This is a genomic window from Proteus genomosp. 4 str. ATCC 51469, assembly GCF_003144375.1.
GTDB lineage: Bacteria > Pseudomonadota > Gammaproteobacteria > Enterobacterales > Enterobacteriaceae > Proteus.
The window spans coordinates 470,288-489,529 of the sequence record NZ_PENV01000001.1 but is presented as its reverse complement, the minus strand read 5'-3'; the positions used below and the strand labels follow the sequence as shown (position 1 = coordinate 489,529).

The 19,242-nt window shown below is 37.3% G+C and carries 15 protein-coding genes; all 15 read right to left on the bottom strand.

All coding sequences use genetic code 11. From position 1 onward, the window contains the following. The coding region (locus DK866_RS02170; protein WP_109407542.1) for an ImcF-related family protein at positions 1 to 2,765 on the bottom strand (2,765 nt) is incomplete at its 3' end. Continuing rightward, complete coding sequence (locus DK866_RS02165; protein ID WP_109407541.1) at positions 2,752 to 3,885, bottom strand: hypothetical protein; 1,134 nt, start codon at positions 3,883 to 3,885, stop codon at positions 2,752 to 2,754. The genes DK866_RS02170 and DK866_RS02165, both read right to left, overlap by 14 nt. A gap of 56 nt (positions 3,886 to 3,941) precedes the next feature. Continuing rightward, positions 3,942 to 6,338 carry a T6SS phospholipase effector Tle1-like catalytic domain-containing protein gene (locus DK866_RS02160; RefSeq protein WP_109407540.1) on the bottom strand — a complete coding sequence of 799 codons (2,397 nt, stop codon included), beginning with the start codon at positions 6,336 to 6,338 and terminating at the stop codon, positions 3,942 to 3,944. After that, the gene (locus DK866_RS02155) at positions 6,323 to 6,868 is read right to left on the bottom strand and encodes a DUF3304 domain-containing protein (RefSeq protein ID WP_109407539.1); all 546 of its coding nucleotides are present in this window, start codon (positions 6,866 to 6,868) and stop codon (positions 6,323 to 6,325) included. The genes DK866_RS02160 and DK866_RS02155 overlap by 16 nt, the downstream gene beginning before the upstream one ends. After that, positions 6,853 to 7,401, bottom strand: a complete 549-nt coding sequence (locus DK866_RS02150) for a DUF3304 domain-containing protein (protein WP_109407538.1) — start codon at positions 7,399 to 7,401, stop codon at positions 6,853 to 6,855. The genes DK866_RS02155 and DK866_RS02150 overlap by 16 nt, the downstream gene beginning before the upstream one ends. Then, positions 7,386 to 7,910, bottom strand: coding sequence for a DUF3304 domain-containing protein (locus tag DK866_RS02145; RefSeq protein WP_162556968.1), 525 nt, complete (start codon positions 7,908 to 7,910; stop codon positions 7,386 to 7,388). The genes DK866_RS02150 and DK866_RS02145 overlap by 16 nt, the downstream gene beginning before the upstream one ends. Before the next feature lie 49 nt (positions 7,911 to 7,959). Further along, positions 7,960 to 8,217 carry a PAAR domain-containing protein gene (locus DK866_RS02140; RefSeq protein ID WP_109401495.1) on the bottom strand — a complete coding sequence of 86 codons (258 nt, stop codon included), beginning with the start codon at positions 8,215 to 8,217 and terminating at the stop codon, positions 7,960 to 7,962. Between the two features lie 47 nt (positions 8,218 to 8,264). Next, on the bottom strand, positions 8,265 to 9,047 hold the full coding sequence (locus DK866_RS02135; RefSeq protein ID WP_162556967.1) for a DUF4123 domain-containing protein: 783 nt from the start codon (positions 9,045 to 9,047) through the stop codon (positions 8,265 to 8,267). After that, a complete protein-coding gene (locus tag DK866_RS02130; RefSeq protein WP_109407535.1) occupies positions 9,040 to 11,439 on the bottom strand; it encodes a type VI secretion system Vgr family protein in 2,400 nt (799 codons plus the stop codon). Before DK866_RS02130 ends, DK866_RS02135 begins: the two co-directional genes overlap by 8 nt. A gap of 84 nt (positions 11,440 to 11,523) precedes the next feature. After that, positions 11,524 to 14,043, bottom strand: coding sequence for a T6SS phospholipase effector Tle1-like catalytic domain-containing protein (locus DK866_RS02125; RefSeq protein WP_109407534.1), 2,520 nt, complete (start codon positions 14,041 to 14,043; stop codon positions 11,524 to 11,526). Continuing rightward, positions 14,034 to 14,552 (bottom strand): DUF3304 domain-containing protein, encoded by a 519-nt coding sequence (locus tag DK866_RS02120; protein WP_109407533.1) that lies wholly within the window; start codon positions 14,550 to 14,552, stop codon positions 14,034 to 14,036. Before DK866_RS02120 ends, DK866_RS02125 begins: the two co-directional genes overlap by 10 nt. Continuing rightward, on the bottom strand, positions 14,537 to 15,061 hold the full coding sequence (locus DK866_RS02115; RefSeq protein ID WP_109407532.1) for a DUF3304 domain-containing protein: 525 nt from the start codon (positions 15,059 to 15,061) through the stop codon (positions 14,537 to 14,539). Before DK866_RS02115 ends, DK866_RS02120 begins: the two co-directional genes overlap by 16 nt. Continuing rightward, positions 15,046 to 15,564 (bottom strand): DUF3304 domain-containing protein, encoded by a 519-nt coding sequence (locus DK866_RS02110; RefSeq protein WP_109407531.1) that lies wholly within the window; start codon positions 15,562 to 15,564, stop codon positions 15,046 to 15,048. Before DK866_RS02110 ends, DK866_RS02115 begins: the two co-directional genes overlap by 16 nt. A gap of 24 nt (positions 15,565 to 15,588) precedes the next feature. Beyond that, entirely contained in the window at positions 15,589 to 18,261 is a 2,673-nt protein-coding gene (gene tssH, locus DK866_RS02105; RefSeq protein ID WP_109407530.1) for a type VI secretion system ATPase TssH, read from the bottom strand. Between the two features lie 417 nt (positions 18,262 to 18,678). Then, positions 18,679 to 19,170 carry an Hcp family type VI secretion system effector gene (locus tag DK866_RS02100; RefSeq protein WP_023583757.1) on the bottom strand — a complete coding sequence of 164 codons (492 nt, stop codon included), beginning with the start codon at positions 19,168 to 19,170 and terminating at the stop codon, positions 18,679 to 18,681. Positions 19,171 to 19,242 lie beyond the last annotated feature (72 nt).

Sequence of the window (19,242 nt, the reverse complement as noted above, 5' to 3'; positions counted from 1 at the left end):
TATTGCGCCATTAACGGTAATGAGATTTCACTTTGCGTATTTTTGAGTGGATAGCGACCACCAAATGCCCTATTCCAATCATTCACAATCGCATTTCGCCATTGAGTGTTGATACCTTGCGAAGTGGGCGCTAATAACTGTTGCCATGCTTGAGACATGGGCTGTACAAGAAGTGTTTGTCCAAAGCCGCGCCACTCTTGCCCAAAGCTTGCCGCGATTAAGCTACCGTAATCTTGCGTTTCTGATAAGTCGACCGTTTTTCCTTCAAAAACACTTCGAGCCAATGCTTGAGACATGGCTTGTGGATCGGGGGCATTAACAACTTGTTGAAGTTTTAAGCGAACTCTAGTCACGCGTGTGAGGTAGGCTTGTAGGCTTAACGCATCACTGTTTTGCGCTGAAGATTGAGGATCGGTAAAGGCCAGTATTGGCGCAAAAACAGGCTCTAGAGGGCCTGTAAATTCAGCTTTTTGACTAATAACCGGCTGTTGTTCTTTGTTTAATAAATCTTTGGCTGAGTTAACAAAAGAGTCTGCTAGTTTTTCTTGTTGGCGACCTGTTTTACCTTGATAAGAAAGCGTATTCATTAAGGCAATAATGGGAGATTGTCTGACATCGCTCATTAAGGTGAGTTGATCAATGGTATCGGAGAGACTTTGTGTTTCTCGCCACTGCAAACCATTGAGAAAGCTTAACCAACTGCCTGAAAAATCATTAAAATAGCGTTCTGTCAGGTTTTGCTGGAGTTTTTCAGGTGAGATATCAATATCGGTCTCTTTTTGTGTGTCACTTAATACCCAATCTATTTCTTCTCGTCTCTCATGAACGGCTTTTTTAATCGCGGGTTCAATCGATTCTTCCCATGCTTTACGCGTAAAAATACCAGGTACTGTATCTGCTGAACTTAATAAGAAACTGACATCGGTATCACCGGTCATATCATCTAACGTCATATCCGCAAAGTTATGCTGCGCTTGTTGTAAGATTTTTTGGTAAAGCGCAGATTCGCCATTACGTTGACCAATTTGGCGAATAAGAATAGTTCGGCTTCCGGCAACTAAAGTTCGATTAGGCTTGATTGTCCATTCATGGTGATAAGGCAATTGAGAGGCATAGAAGGTTAATAATTCAGTGCCTAATGTTTGCCATTCCCCTTCTTTTAATCCGTTATATTCAGGCCAAATGCGTAATACACTTTCAGTGAAGAATGCCGGATCAATACGGGATGGATCGCTCATCATTAAATAGGCTTTTAAGGCTTGATAAGCGGATTGAGCACCTTCAATTCGTTCTGCACTTTCAGGCGGGAACTGCATAAACGCGTGAAGATAATTTTCAAGATGTTGTTGTGTTGAATCGCGCAATAGCGGCAACATAGATTGGCTATAAACCGGCCATAGATGGCTAAGTAATGCGTTATTACTGCTTAAGCCAAAGCGTAGCCAAAATGGAACAGAAGTTTTTTCTCGATGGCTTAATAAACCTAAGGTTTGTTGTAAGCCATATTGTGCCTGTAAGCGGGCAAATTCAGATTGATGATTGTCTGTTGCTAACTGCGCTTGTTGTTGGCTTAGGGTAATTAATTGGCGATTCATAAAATAAGAAACCACCATACCAATCCCCCACAGTGTCATGGCAGTGGCAACGGTATATTGCAAAATACGTTTGGAGTTTAGACCTATAGGTGATGCTTTTAACTGATAGGGTAATTGTGAATTTGCTGCCATTAGTGCTTTCCAATGGGAATTGGATACCCATTGATTATTTTGTGATGAAGTTGCAGACACATTATTGTTAACAGCCGTACTAAAGAGCACACCAGCGAACGGCAACGAGCGATAACCCGATAAAAGCGGTGCCAAAGTATTGGCGAGTTTTTCACATCCTTCATGTTGAAGAAAACGCGCTAATGCTAGTAGGTAAGTGTGTGTTGGGTTATGCAAGACAGCGTGTGTGCCTTGTTCCACTAGTGCCGGTAAAAGCGTTTTTAAATCATTAGAAAGTATTTCAGATGTCGCTTTTAAAGGTGCTGAATAAAGGACTGTGGGGGCTTCATTTGTTGTTATTTCACCGTGATTACTGATATTCCAAAGCCAAATGGGGGCTTGCCAGCGTAATTGACGAAATAGCTGGTGGAAATAACGGCTAGCTGTGTCTGTATTGGTCGGATTTAAGTGATTAAATAAGGAATGACCAAGCGGTTGTTGAGATAAGTTATTTTCTGACACCCAAATAACCGCATCGAGCGGACGACGTCGGCGCAGTTGTTTTAAATCTTGGATTAAATTTTCATCAATACTTTGATGGATATCGCCACCATAGATAAGTAACGTTCCATTGTTTTCTTGCCAGATGTCCGTTGTTAGATTGGGAGTCAGTTTTTCGATAGAAGTCGAGGTGCCGATGAGGAGTATGCGTATTAAATTTTTTGAATTACGTTGACCATATTGTTTAAATATATCATCAATAAATGAATTATTTTGTTTGTTTATTTCTGGTAATGTTTTTGTATTATATAAGAAAGGTTTACTGAGTAATGGAATGACTTTTTTCCAACCATAAATAAAAAAAGGAAAAGCTAATAATAAAGCAGCCCAACTGGAAAAAGTAAAAAATACAATTTCTTTAGGTGAGTAGTCTGTTTCTAATATTTCATTACCAAAAAGATAATAAAGTATGCTTAACGTAAAAAGGGATATTGTAAGAACAACAGCATAAATAATAAATAAATCCCGAGTTGAAGAAAGCTTATCATTGATTTTCATCTTTGAGAATAACCCCTGCTATATATTGATCGTTACAATATCCAGAAATCCATCCACAACTATTAACATCGTTATGCATGCAGTGTAGAGCAGCAAACGAAATAGCGATAAATGGTGATGAGCAAGTACTATCACCGAAGTAATCCTGTACAATATTGTCGGCTGAATAGAGTGATGTTGATAAAAAAGCATAAGATGCTTGAGTATTAATCGATATATTTATTTCTGGTAATTTCTCCATCCCTGAATATTTAATAATTTGAGACGCTAATTCATTAACATTTTCATTATTTGATATTTCACAACGATGTAAATGATAGGCTTCTTTATCAGGAAGTATTGTCCATAAAAAACCAGTTTCACTTAATTTACCTGCATTGATATCATCAAAAATATTAGAACCGCCAACAAGGTTGTAATGTTCTGACTTATAATGAAGATAGTAGTTATCAATAATGATATCTAAAGAATCTATTGAATCGATAAATATGGTTTTTAATGGTGGTAATATATGATGACCTTTTAGATGCTCAATAAATTTATTTAGACTACCTTGACTACCTTTCCAGTAAAAATTATCTATTTTGATATTATCAATATTGTTTTCTTCAGTATTTATAAAGTGATTAGCTAGTAATTTAGCAATCATTTCTTCTCTGTTTTTTTTATCTCCGATGAGTGCTGAACAGGGAATACACTCTTGCTCCTCCTCTATTATAGAAGATGGAGGTATCGGTTTATCTTTTAAAGCCTGATGCCATTTATATTGGTTTTCACCCAAAGAGCCAATAACAACTGAATTTTTTATTGGTATTGAAGCACTATGGTATAACCACCATTTTTTACTGTCTTCATCAAATTGTTTTTTAAATAACTCATTATTATGATTGTTTAATACTTTTAAAAATAAATAAATTAAAAATAAAAATGATGAAATAAAGATAGGAATGATAACACTAGAAATTAAAATAGAATATTTATTCTCTACTTTACTATTTGATAAAATAATATTAGTGGAAAAAAGAGAGAAACCAATAAATATCAATAACCACTTTAATAGTTTTTTCCAATTTATCGGTTTGTCTTGGGTAAACTCAGGGTAACGCGGAGGATATCTCACGATATATCTCCTGATCTTTTAGAGATAAAGTTAAAATAAATGGGATTAATGCTAATTTAAGCAATTGATAAGATTTTTTTAGTATCAATAACTTGAGTTAAACTATTTATAACACCTCCTGTTTTTTCAACAATAGATTGAGCTATGGCAATTGATTGTACAGGGCCCGCATTTTTAGTAGGTTTAACATCTTCAGGATTAAGGGGAAGTGCTAATCCTGTTATTGCATTTACTACTTCATATTCCATTGACATAACGCCTAATGTACCTGCAAAAGCACCTAGTGCATTTTTAATGTTTTTTTGCCTCACTACATACGCCATACCACCAATAAATGTGGCTATACCAATTAATTTTCCCGCTATTGCGACAGGTGATAAAAATTTATTTGTTTCACTATCAGCATAGATCATTCTATAACTAAAATAGCTTGCCCAAGGTTCTCTAGATTGTAATGCATCATGCATAAACCAAGCACGAGAATCATGAAATTGGTTATCAAATAAATCTCTTGTTAATAATGCATCAGGATCAGGAGTGTTATTTTCTTTAAATAAAGGAAATCCATAACCTTTTTTATAAATATCATCACCACTTTGTTTCATATGAAAATATTCAGCTTTCTCATCGTCAGTATTTACTAAGCACATTATATTAGTTAATAAATTATCGACAGAAAACTGTTTCCAATTTCTGACTTCTCTTCGTTCATCGTAATAGTCCGCTTTAAATTCTTCAGCACCTTCTCTTAATTGTGTTTTACCTAGCATGGGCTCATAAATACGAGGCCCCATAAGATCTCCTGGTGAAATGGTATCTGTACCTTGTTTTATTTTTTCTTTCTGTTGTTCTTCTATCTTCTCTTTAGTTTTCTCCCATTTTTCTTTATCTTCTTTGATCTTTTCAGTGCCATGCTGTAATGCATTTTTATAAAAATCTTGATTAAAAAGATTCATATCGGCATATCTATCGATACGCCAAGCTGTCATCCATGCCATTTGTTTTTCGACGACTTTTTCTAATGTTGTATTTGCACGGCAAGCATTGAAAGTTTCCGAAAAATGAGTAGTAGTCACTTGAGGTAATTCTAAAGTAATTTTTCGCCATGCGTTAAAGCGTTGAATTAGAATTGGGTTGATTTCAAAAAGTTCATAGATCTTTCTTGTAATACTATTACACATTATTTTCCCATTACTATTTTTAGGTGAGATACCAGTAATATTTAATGGGGCTCCTATTAGAAATGCTGAAAGATAAAGATCATGTAAGACAATTTGTGAAGCTAACATTGAAGGATCATTAAAGGCTTTTCCTTGATCTCCTACCAAATATCCCCCTCCAATATCGGAGTGAACACCGGGATAAACCACTTCTTCAATATCGGATATTTTGGGATAACGGCCATAATTATTACCATTAATATTTTTATTATTCACAGATGTATCTGCTTTATTTTTTTCATTCTCCCAATCTGAAGGCCGTCTTACTGTATCTAGAGGAAAACAGAAACGTTGCTCATGAGCAGAAACAAAATGGCGACAGCACTTAATAAAGTTAGGAAAGATTTTTTCACTGGGGAGTTGTTGAGTGCCATTTGCCCAATCCATATGACCTGAAAAGAAAGGTGCTAAATGCACTATACCCACAGAGGGCACCGTATCCAAAATGCCAATAAATTCAACTTTTACATTAATACCACATAATTGCTGAGCGGGTTTATCAGCACCTTCAGGGGTATCGAATAACTGTGTTACCCAATTAATAAAGGTTCTTGCTTCCGCCGCGCCACGTGAGAAACCGTAAACATAAAGTTTAATCGTTAAAGTTTTAGGTTTAAGTTGCAATCCTTCAATAATTTCTTTTTTATTAATTAGAGAATGGATAACCGCACGGCGACGACCTTTACCACTAATAGGAAGATATGTTGGGGTTGCCATATCTTTCAAATACATTCTACATTCAGATATCTCTAACCTCTTATTACCAGAAGCTACACTTAATGTATTGGCTAACATTAATAATGCCCAATTAATACGATTTTCTCCCCCTGTTGCAAATATTAAGCCCATATTAGTAAAATTATATTCTGCTATTTCAGGGAAGGCAGTACCAACACCGGGCATATAATATTTAAAATATTCTCTTTGTTTTTTATCTGGGTTATTTTCATCTTCATACGTTGTTTCAAATAATCGGGTAATATTGGTGGCGGTTTTAGGCTCAGCCGCCATATCTTTTTCTCGATTATTATTGGTGCCATCAAAAAAGAAACTAATATGCAGATTTCGACAGCAGTTATTTTTTACACTAGCAAGGCTAGAGTTATGATTTCGTTTCTCTTCTTCTCGTGTTTTATAATTATTTTCTATTTGTTGCTGAGTTAATTTTAATCGGCCTTTATCAGGGAAATGATTAGGTACCCAAACTGGTTCTGCTTTTATTTCTTCAAACATACGGTTGGCTCCTTCATTTTCATTGGTTCGGTTATTGGATATTCAGGGTCGTGATAGCTATAACAGGAAGTAGTGATTTTCACTTCATTACAAGGTAAGAAATGCACTTTGACACTACAAGGTTCATCATATTGTGGGATGGGCACCCAAGCTTCATGATAGGTCGTATAGCGGTCTAATTCTTTCTCCCAGTGATTATAGGCTTCGACTTGGTCAAAATCAGGAGCAGGAGATATTTTGCTTTTGTCGAGTTTCTCCCACTTTATGTGCGCGATTAAATTAGGACGCCATTTTTCGGGGATCATCACACAACAGACCGTGCCGCCAATACTGCCATACCCTTCATTAATCGAAAAACCGGTAATACTGTATTGAGTATGGTTATAGCCTTGAAGACCTGCTCCCAAGAGGGAGTTTTCCGGTTTCGCACCCCAAGAGCCCGCATTAGCACAACCGGAAAGTAACAGAGATATGATCAAAAGCGTGGCAAGTTTAGGGTAAGTTTGCCAAAAGGTTATTTTTGAGGACATACGGTTGGCTCCTTCATATTATGAGGTTCATTAATTGGGTATTCAGGATCACCATAGCTATAGCAAGAAGTGGTAATTTTCACCTCATTACAAGGTAAAAAATGAACATCGACACCACACACTTCTTCATCATATTGTGGGATGGGCACCCAAGCTTCGTGACTGGAGGTATTATCGCGGAGTTGTTGTTTCCAGTGTTTATAGGCTTCAACTTGATCAAAGTCAGGTGGTGGTGGAAATTTTGTGGTATCGACAGTTTCCCATCGAATATGTGCGATTAAATTAGGGCGCCATTTTTCGGGGATCATCACACAACAGACCGTGCCGCCAATACTGCCGTAACCCCCATTAATTGAAAAACCTGAAATTTCAAATTGAGTATGGTTATAGCCTTGAAGTCCTGCTCCCAACATGGAGTTTTCTGGTTTTGCACCCCAAGAGCCCGCATTAGCACAACCGGAAAGTAACAGAGAAATGATCAAGAGCGTGGCAAATTTAGGGTAAGTTTGCCAAATGGTTATTTTTGAGGACATACGGTGGGCTCCTTCATATTATGAGGTTCATTAATTGGGTATTCAGGATGACGATATCCTTTACAAGAGGTAGTGATTTTCACTTCATTACAAGGTAAGAAATGCACTTTAACACTACAAGGTTCATCATATTGTGGGATTGGCACCCAAGCTTCATGACTGGAGGTATTATCGCGTAACTCTTGTTTCCAACGTTGATAAGCTTCTACTTGACTAAATTTAGGGGCAGGAGAGAGTTTATTTTTATCCACTTTATTCCATTGGATATGTGCGATTAAATTAGGACGCCATTTTTCGGGGATCATCACACAACAGACGGTTCCGCCAATACTGCCGTAACCCCCATTAATTGAAAAACCGGTAATACTGTATTGAGTGTGGTTATAGCCTTGAAGTCCTGCTCCCAAGAGGGAGTTTTCTGGTTTTGCACCCCAAGAGCCCGCATTAGCACAACCGGAAAGTAACAGAGAAGAGGCGAGAACTAATAATATTATTTTTAATTTAATCATTTTATCCACTTTATTTTTATAAAATAAGAATGACATATAAATAATTAATTTATGATTTGATACTTATATTAGAAAGTGAACTTACTAAAGTACAACCACAAGCACAATGGTGCCCTTCTAATGCAACTGCTCTTTTATTTATTGTTGAATTTTTTGCTCCTTCAATAATTCTATTTTCACCATGCTTATTACAAATAACCTTATCGCCAACACAAGCAACAGACTTTCCATATGCTAAATAGCTTCCTGTAATCACTTTTCCACCATAAGGATTTAAAGTATCTCCGACTCTAATTATTTTTTTCATTTTATGTTCTTTTTAAGCGTGAATTTTAAAAATAGTAATCTGAGGGGTTAATTATTAGAATAGTATTTGCGAACATATTCTTCTATTGTACCCAAATGGTCACTATTATTGGCTTGAATAGCAAGAGCATATAGATGGTTGAAATTTTCTTCTTGAGTTATCGATGTGTTATTAAATTCAGAATATGCTCTTAATTCCTCTGCATCACTTATACAGCCAATTTTATTAATTTGTTCATCGTTAAATTGCATTGTTGGAAAAGACTTATCTTCAATCTCTGGATGATAACTCCCTAATAACCAACTCATATCATTGTCTCTATCTAGCCAGCCCCAAATAAAAGTAATATCAGTGAATCTTTTTTTTTGCTCAGGAGTGAGAATATCTTTTACTAGTGTCGGAAATACCCGTGTATCATAAAAGCGAAGTAAGCAAGATTTAAAGCCCCATTCAATTTCTGCAAGAGAAAGTAGAAATGTAGATAACATATTAAATGGAAGAGGGGATGATGTTATTAATAATCGAGGCTCTGAATAAAGTAATTCAAATAGCTCTTCTAATAAGATTAAATGTGTACTTTTATTCCACTCAATACGAATAAGTAGAGGAGCTTGTTCTAAAAAACCTTCTTCCGGCATATTAGTGAAAAGCGAAAACCATCTAATATCATTATCCATCTTGATTAAAGCTGGAACGATGGGATTTTCTAACCCAGCTTGGTCAATAACAATATCGAGATAATCTAGATGTGTTTTTTCTGAGATCAATTTTAATTGTTTTATCCATTGATCCGTTATTTCTTTTGATGGGGATTGTAATGTATTATTCACGGATAGCGACTCCCATAGCATTTTCTTGGGCTTTCTTTAAACACTCTTTACAAACAGATTGAGGAAGGTCTGGTAATGGGAAATCTTCACTCGCTGGCTCACTCCAAATATGTTGCCCTTTGAGGCTTAAACGACTCGGTGTATGAATTTCAATTTGGCCATCAGGCATTATTTTAATATATCCACCGCCACAGCCTAAAGTAATTCCATTTTTAGCAGTTAATTGAATATGACCTTGAGTTGATTGTACCGTAATATCTTTAAGTGCCGTTGCTTCGAAGATATCGCCATGTGATTCTAATTCAAAAGGTCCTTTTCCAGAGACAATGCGTATTCCTTCTTTTTGAGACAACATCGAGATTTGTTGATATGCATTTACTGCTATTTTCTGTGTACTTGATAGGTGCATTTCACCTTTTGTTTGAGCATAGAGTGCTTCAACACTTTGCATAAGTAGTGTTTCATTGGTAACAATACCTATTCCTTCTGGTGCATGCATTAAAATAGAAGGTGATGCTAGTTTATCGGTGTTTTTTAAAAGATTATCTAACCCTTCTTTTTCTGGTTGGAGATTGTGATGTGCTTGTGTGATTTCTCTACAATCATCTAACTGACTTATTGCTCCCTTGACTAAAGATATTGCAGGGTCCATTGCCAGCACTTCACCACCTGCTTTGGCTTGATTATCTGCACTAATAAATAATCCTTTGCCTGCTCTTATAGCTCCCCAACTATCAGTGCGTAACTCAAAACCTTCACCACGTTTATCACGATTGGCATCGACAATATGACCTAAATTTAATTGAGATTTACCCCCATATTCGGTACTGAGTTTAATATGCTCTTCACCGCGTTTATCTTCCATTCGCAGCTTATTATTTGCAGGAGTACGAATAACATTACGTGTATTGTTTCTATCCGTTACATGATCGGGATGGCGAGAATCATGCAATGCATGGGCGATATAAGGTCGGTCTGGGTCGCCCTCATGAAAGGCGATAGCGACTTCAGTACCTTGAATTAATGGAAAATGCATCCCATAGGTATCACCCGAATAAGGTTTTGCCAAGCGAACTGGCATACTTTCATAACCCATGGGTTTTTCATCACGGTCAGCATCAAATTTTACCCAATAAAAACCGTGTTCATTTTGGTGGGCGTAAATATCATTATCTTTTGCACTAGTAATACGCGCAGTCAGTGTGCCTGTAATAATTGGACGAGGTTTAACAACTGGACGCCAGCACAGTGTTTCACTGTAAGGAATGGCATTAAACCGTACTTGTAGTGCTTTTTCTCGACCACCACTAAAGCGTAAACGAGTGATTAAAATCGGTGATTGAAACACTGACGGTAATGATGAAGGTATTGCGTTATCAGTGATAGAAAGCACTTGGAGCGGTGATAAAAAGTCGGCATTACTTTCGCCTTTTAAGCGAGTTTGTCGAGTAAGAAAACGTTCATGATCGAGTCTTGCCCAAAAGTTAGCAGTTTCTGCTTCAGGTGTGAGTTTATCGCCACGAGTAAGATGTCTTGCTTGGTAATGATAAACTTCACCATAGTGGATTTCATCACCTTCACCACGTGTCATATCAGCAACCGCAGATAATAATGTGTCTTGCGCTTGTCGATGGTTATAGTCTTTTGTTAATACATTTTGCTCGACAACTTGATGGTGTAATGATAATCCCCACACACTTTCTTGGTGGTTATCGTTCATACCGGAAGGGCTATTGAGAGGTAATGTTTTATCAAAGATATAAGCACTTTGGCGATCGGCAAAATGGATAACTTCAGTTTGTGTTTGGTCTTGCAAATAGAATGAGTAAAAAATACCGACTTCACTTAATAGTCGTTCTATAAATTGACGATCACTTTCATTGTATTGATTAATTTGCTCGCGTTTGGGATATTCATTTTTAAGTGTAAATTCAAACTCCCAATCTTTAAAATTATGCTCACGTAAAATTTGGCTTACAACATCGGGCACAGATTGATTGAGAAAAAATCGATGAGAGCGGATTTGATGACGTAATAATGCAAAGACAGGCTCAATAACGAGTTGATAACGCGCTTCATCCACAGATCCTGATAAACGCCGAAATTGTGTGATAACACCATGAACTTGTTTGGTGATAGGCTCTTGCGTTGCCAAATCGGTAATACTGTTAATTGGCGGTGTAAAAGATAGGGTTGCACTACGACGCAAGAGTTGTTGTGGCTGTAAATCTTGAGCTAGGCAAGTAAAGGTAATTTGATAATGATAGGTATCACTTATTGCTTCACGTCCTGTGAAGTGTTCTACATCAAATAAAACATCACATCCTTGTACATTAAGATGATAGCGATTTTGTCCATTAAGTAGAGTCTGAGTTGTTTTTTTTAAGTTCATAGCTGAATTATATAAACACATCCCGTTTGTTTATTATTAACAAACTTTCGGTGTTTATCCTTGTGAAGGAGTTATTAGATAATATTAATTATTAACATAGTGGTTTAATGAACTAGATATTTTGTGGATATTTTTGTCTTTTTTTATTTCATTAAGTTTATTTATTACTTTTGTAACTTCATTAGTCTGAATTGGTTTTTCGTCTTTTATTCTACTTTCTATTTTCTTATTAATTAAATTTAAACCATAGGTAGGTAAGTAATCGAGTTTTATATATTTTTTGTTGTTTTTATCTCGATAAGTAAATTCATCAGCTGATAAAATTCGCATAGATTTGCTCCATTTATCACCAAAGTAGATCATGCGAGATAAAAAATAACCGCCGAAAGGCTCACGAAGCCCACTTTCAGAATGCATAAACCAAGCTCTTGAATCATGTATATGGTTATCTAACAGATCAACTATTTCTCCTAAATAAGAGTCACGATTATTTTTAATTAAAATGGGCTTTAAAATGGAATATATATATCTACTTTTTTCTTTTAGGCTTAAATATTCACTTCGTTCATCTTGATAAGTAATGACATGTGCATATTCTTCTACTGTACCATCTAAATTTTGTAAAAAGAGCGATTGACCTACAACACCCACAGGAAAAGTATTTTCAGGTAACGAGTCGCAGGTTGTATCTGGTTTATAATATGGATTATCTATAGAATGATAATAATCAATTCCTTGGCAAGCTTTTTTTGTGCGAAGAGTAAATTGAATTAAAGGTGAAGAACGAGGTAAATCATTATAATCTGCTTTAAATTCTAAAGAAGCTTCCCAAAATTGGCCTCTTGCATTAGTTGCATCAAATAAAGGAGGACCTATGTTTTCAGGTGAAGGTTGCCAATTATCAACATCAGTTTGTTTACTTTGCTCTTTTTCTCTATTTTTACGAATTTCGGTACTTTTATTTTCTATATCCGAATACTCTTTTGCTAATGTACTACTGGCCTGTTTACTAAATTCCGGCTCATAGGGTTGTGCTTTTATATCTGCATGTTGTGGAGCATTTTTAAAGAAGTCTTGTTTTATCAGGTTCATCTCTGAGTCTTGAGATGAAGCATAACGCCCAATACGCCAAGCGGTGATTAAAATAAGCTGGCATTCAATAACGCTTTCAATATCAGCGGTGATAAAGCGGTTAGGTATATACGATTTTATATTATTATCTTCTTTTTTTATTATTATTTCTGGAAGGGTCTGTTCTAGCCAGGTATTGAATTTGTTTATAAGTTCTATGGAAAAGTCAAATTCTAGTTTTGTTGTATCAGATATATTTCTAAATAAATAATAGTTTTGTTGCTTTGGAGTTAATAATAAAAAAGACTCTTTACTTAACGCTAAAGGAGCTCCTGCATTTATTGCGGCAGCGTACATATCATGTAGAGTAATTTGAGATATAAGTTCTTCATGACCTGCTCTTGCTTTACCTTGATCTCCTGGCGGATAGCCACCCCCTATATCAGAATGCATTCCGGGATAAATCACTTCTATGGTATTAGGAGGATAGTTTCCTTCAGGTGTACGTATTGAATCGATAGCAAAGGATTGGCGTTGTTCATGAGCAGCTACAAAATGATAACAGTTTTTAATTAAATCTGATTTGGGCAGTTGTTGGGTGCCATTTGCCCAACCATTGTGGCCGGTAAACATCGGCATAACATTGGCTAAACCAACGGCTGGCACGGTATCAAAAAGCCCTAAAAACTCAACAGAGACAGGAATACCATAAATGGTTCCTTTGGGAAATATTAATTGTCTTAATGGTGGATCTTGTGTATGTATGCAAGTGAGGAATTTATCTAACCAATACACAAATGTTCTTGCTTCTGCTGAACCACGCGAGAATCCATAAATATATAACTTTAAAACTACTAATTTAGGTTTATTCCATATTAATTCATTTATTATCGTTCTAAATTGTTCTAGTAAAATACTGGTTGGATTATAACTATCCGCAATGCTCATCTTTAGAAGTAATACCCGCATTTTAGCTAAAGTAAGCTCATGACCTGTTACGGCATGAAATAAAGTATTATATATTTGAATAAGTGCCCAACTAATTCGAGCTTGACCACCTGTTGCGTAGGTTAACCCTGAACTGTAATACTCATAAGTTTTAATTTCAGGAAAAGGGGTGCCGACACCAGGCATATAGTAAGCATAAAATCCTTTTTGTTTGGCTTGGTAATCATTAGGGGCACAGGCATGATAAAGCTTTGCCACATTTGTAGGATGTGGTGGATTCGCATCGTCTGTATCATTTTTATTATTGTTATTTGTACCATCAAAAAAGAAGCTAACATGTAAGCTTTTACAACATTGGATTGTACTTTTTTTTGTGTAGTGCTTATGTTTATTTTCTTCAGCTTCAATCTTCTTGATATTCTCTTTTACTTGTTGAGAAGTCAGTGTTAAACGTCCTTGATTAGGAAAATGAGGTGGAGCCCAGCAGGGATCGCCTTTGGTTGCATGTTGATCGTTTAAATTAGCTTTGATGTTATGGATAAGTGCAAAATGAAGTTGTTTATCAGTGAGTACTTTTATGGACATATTGCAGGCTCCTCCATTTCTAATGGTTCTTTTATTGGATATTCGGGAAGCCAAGGGGAATAACAAGACAGGCTAATTTTTACTTCTTGGCAAGGAAGAAAATGGACTTTGACACTACAAGGCTCATCGTATTCGGGGATTTCAACCATTTTTTGATAGTGGCGATAATTGGCTTTGTGTTTTTTCATATATTGGCGAAATTCATCAGTACCTAAAGGTGGCGATTTATCTGAATACGCATCAGGATCGACTTCCCATTCCACTTTGACCCATTGATTAGGTGTCCATTTTGCCGGCACCATAATGCAACAAGTTCCGGCTGCACCTTGCCCGTAATAACCATTGACTTTAAACCAATTCACCGAGGTGCCTTTCACATGGTTAAAGCCGTGTAAATTGCCTGCTAAATACTCCACTTTCGGTTGTCGGATAAAGAAAAAATAGATCGCAAGAAGAGCAATGATTATCCCAACAAATATGAGTTTCTTACGGGTTAATTTTGTGGACATATTGCAGGCTCCTCCATAAAGCTAGGCTCTTTTATAGGATAATCAGGATGATTGGTTGCATGGCAAGATAGGGTGATTTTTACTTCCTGACAAGGGAGAAAATGGACATCAACACTACAAGGCTCGCCATATTCAGGGATTTCAACCATTTTTTGATAGCGGCGATAATTGGCTTCGTGTTTTTTCATATAAGCATCAAATTTGGGATCTGTCACACCCGGTGAATCTGTAGGGTATGCATCAGGATCGACTTCCCATTCCACTTTGACCCATTGATTAGGCGTCCACTTGGCAGGTACCATAATGCAACAAGTTCCGGCTGCACCTTGCCCGTAATAACCATTGACTTTAAACCAATTCACCGAGGTGCCTTTCACATGGTTAATACCACTCATACTACCGGCTAAATATTCCACTTTTGGTTGTCGGATAAAGAGAAAATAGATCGCAAGAAGAGCAATGATTATCCCAACAAACATGAGTTTTTTGCGGGTTAATTTTGTGGGCATATTGCAGGCTCCTCCATCTTTGTTGGAACCGAAATAGGGTAATTAGGGTGTCCTGGGGAATAACAAGATAATGTGATCCGAACCTCTTGGCAGGGAAGAAAATGCACTTTCACATCACAGGGGTCGTTATATTCGGGAATTTCTACCATTTTGCTATAACGACGGTAATTGGCTTTATGTAACCTCATATATTCTTTGTAGTAAGGATCATTAAATTCAGGAATATCACCGGGGTAAGCATTGGGATCGACCTCCCATTCCACTTTGACCCATTGATTCGGCGTCCATTTGGCGGGCACGACAATACAACAGGTTCCGCCACCCCCTTCGCCATAATAGCCATTGACCATAAACCAATTTACAGAAGTACCTTTTACATGATTAAACCCGTGTAAATTCCCAGCAAGGTAGTCATCTTGTGGTTTTTTCTTGGGGAAAAACAGTGAGCTCACCACAATAACGATGAATGTGAAAATAATTATAGTGAGCGTTTTACGAGTCATTTTGGCGATAGATCTTAGTTATTGTTAGTTTGGCAACTCATCACTAAAACTCAATGTAATACCTTCTTCTTCATTAAAACCTAAAATGACATATTGTGATTTTTCAGCATTGGCTTGGCGTAAAAGGAGTTGCTGGCTAAGAATAGGGAGAATTTGTTGATTAAGCAGGCTATCGATATTTCTCGCACCTGTATCTGGTAATAAACAGGCATCTACAATGGTGTCGTAGAGAGTTTCTTCGACAAAACCTGTTAATCGATAGTGAGTGTAAAGTCGCTTGATCACATTTTTTAATTTCATCTCAACAATAATGCGTAGTGCCGTTGCATCAAGAGGACGGTAAATTAATGTTTGGAAACGAGCCAGTAGTGCGGGTTGAAAATGGTCACGTAAAATAGGGCGCAGTGTCTCTTGTAAATCGCTATCTGTACTTAATGGTGACTCTTCCAGTTGTTGCATTAAATAATCACTGCCTAAATTTGCGGTCATTAAAATAACGGTATTACGAAAATCAATTTCACGACCTTCACCATCACGCATAAAGCCTCTATCAAATACTTGATAGAAAAGATTGAGAACATCGCGATGTGCTTTTTCAACTTCATCTAATAACACAATGCTATAAGGGCGTTTTCTTACTGCTTCGGTTAATACACCACCTTGACCGTATCCAACATAACCTGGAGGTGAGCCTTTTAATTGGCTGACTGTATGTGCTTCTTGATATTCAGACATATTGATAGTGATTAGGGATTTTTGACCGCCAAACAGACATTCTGCCAGCGCAATGGCTGATTCTGTTTTACCTACACCACTTGGACCCACTAATAAAAATACGCCTTGAGGTCCGTTTTCAGATACTAATCCTGTTCTAGATGCACGCAGACGTTGTGCTAATGCGAGTAAAGCACTGTCTTGTCCAACAACATATTTTGATAAGTTACTTTCTAGCTCTAATAGGCCGATTTGTTCATCTTTAAGAAGACTTGAAAGTGGAACACCTGTCCAATCGGCAATAACCGTTGCCACTGTGCGAACGTCTACATCAGGATTTAAAAGTGGTGCTTCTTGTTGTAATTGTGAGAGTTGTTGCTGTAACTGTGCCGATGTTTCGGTATTTTCGGGATCTTGTCTGCTTTCAATTAGCTGACAGATAATCTCTTTTTCTTGCTCAAAACGCTGTTCTAAGGCTTCAAGTTGAAGTGCTAATTGGGCATCTTGAGAAGATAAATCAGATAACTTGGTTTGATTGGTTAAATTACCAATAGTGATGTCATCAAGTATTGCTTTTTGTTCTAGTTCAAGTGCATAACGCTTGGCTTTAATGCGAGTGAGTTCTTCAGGTAAGGTGTCCAAACTCATTCGAATACGCGCACTTGCTGTATCAAGTAAATCCACCGCTTTATCAGGAAGTTGGCGACCTGTTAAATAACGGCGAGATAAAGTGACGGCGGCTTTTACTGCATCATCAGTGATGTGTACGTCATGATATTTGGCATAACGAGATTTTAATCCTCGTAACATTAAAAAGGCTTTTTCATCATCAGGCTCGTCAACTTTAACTATTTGAAAACGACGTTCTAATGCGGCATCACGTTCAAAATATTGTTTGTATTCAGACCAAGTGGTTGCGGCGATAGTTCGTAGTTCACCGCGAGCCAATGCGGGTTTTAATAAGTTAGCTGCATCAGCACCACCGGCTTGATTACCTGCACCAATAATTGTATGCGCTTCATCGATAAAAAGTAGAATTGGTGTGGGTGATTGTTGAACGGCATCGATAACGTTTTTTAACCGCTGTTCAAATTCACCTTTTACTCCCGCCCCCGCTTGTAATAGACCTAAATCTAGAGTGCGTAATGAGGTAGTTTGTAAACTGATAGGAACATTTTTTTCAGCAATACGTAATGCTAATCCTTCAACAAGTGCGGTTTTACCTACACCAGGCTCTCCAACAAGAATAGGGTTATTTTTACGACGACGAGAGAGAATATCGACCATTTGACGAATTTCGTCATCTCGACCAAAGACAGGATCAATTTCACCCAGCCGTGCTTTTTCTGTCACATCAAGAGTGAATTTATTTAATACTGCTTGTAATGCATCACTAAGAGTGTGACCAATAATGGCGTTATCTGTCGTTGAGGATGGAGTATTGGTTTCATTATGTTGAGTAAGAGGGGCTTCAGGTAAATGATTATGTGAAGCTAACTGCTGAATTTCTGGTCTTTCATCAGATTGAGCATCAAGTAGAGGTCTTAATCGTTGTAGTTGTGTCTCACCTAATGTCATTAAAGGCCAAAGTGCATCGAGTGGAACTAATGCTGGTTGTTTAGTCATCGTATGCAATAAGTGCACACTGCGGATTTGTTCGATATCTTCATCAAGAGAAGCAATGACCCATGCATTTTTAATTAATTCTAATAAGGGTTTGGATAATTGAGGTCGGCTACGTACAGAGCGGGGCAATTTATCAATTGCATCAAGTAAGCTTTGCCAAAGTGCAGATAAATCCCATTCGTAGCGACGTGCTAATACAGTGATATCACTTTCACCAAGTTCTAGAATTTTTAATAGCCAGTGTTCAATAGTGACTTCTGCGTGGGCACGGGTTTGGCATAATGAGGCTGCCGCTTCCAGCGCTTTTGCGCAATAAGGATTTAAGCGACGTAATAGAATGACAGATTGATTTTCCATATTTTCTCCCAGTAATGAAGTCCCTATTGAGGGAATTTAGGTACGCTACCGCCCTTAGCCGTAGACCGAGGCTCATAAGGTATACTCGTCATATTTCAAGTTGTAGCGTTGTTGACTGCACTCACTCGTACTAGTCACATACTCCTGATACTCGTCATATTTCAAGTTGTAGCGTTGTTGACTATGCTCACTCGCACTAGCCACATACTCCTGATACTCGTCATATTTCAAGTTGTAGCGTTGTTGACTGCACTCACTCGTACTAGTCACATACTTTTGTATGCTCCTAGCAACTCATTCCTTTGTCGCCTAGCTACACCTTGAACTATTTAGAGTATTTGCTCGTTGTGCTTCAAATAGTGTTATTACAATAATTTGCTGTTAAAACAGGCGGCTAACCGCCTGTTTATTTTAGTTTTACGCAGTAGCGCGTTCATTCCATGAATCTGAATGAATGATATTTCCGTCTTTGTAAGTCCAAGTGATTTTTTCGTAACGCAATTCAACTTCTTCAAGGTGATTGTGTTTTTCTTTAGTTGGATCTTTGATGTTGTGCATCTTAGGAGCCACTTTTACGACTTTGACGTTTTCAAGCGTAGTGTTGAAATATTCAACTTCTTGGCCTGCATCATCGATGCGATACCACTTAAACTCTGCCTTTTTCAAGGTTTGCCCAGTTGTAACTGCTTTGTATAAATACGGACTGGATGCATCAATTTCTTTTACGAAGATAAATGGAGTATGGATACGTGTACCGGTCAATTTGCCAGTATTGTTATCTGTTGGAATGTACAAGTTGTGATCTTGAGCGACGACTTCGATACTGCCTTCACGATCTTGAACATTAACAGAACCTTTGATGTCCGCATTACCGTCATCTTTTAACCAGAGGTATACAGGAATAGCCATAATTACATCTCCTTTCTAAGGTTTAGTTGCCACCATCCTTCAGTGGCGTAAGGTCATCAGCTAATACCTGAC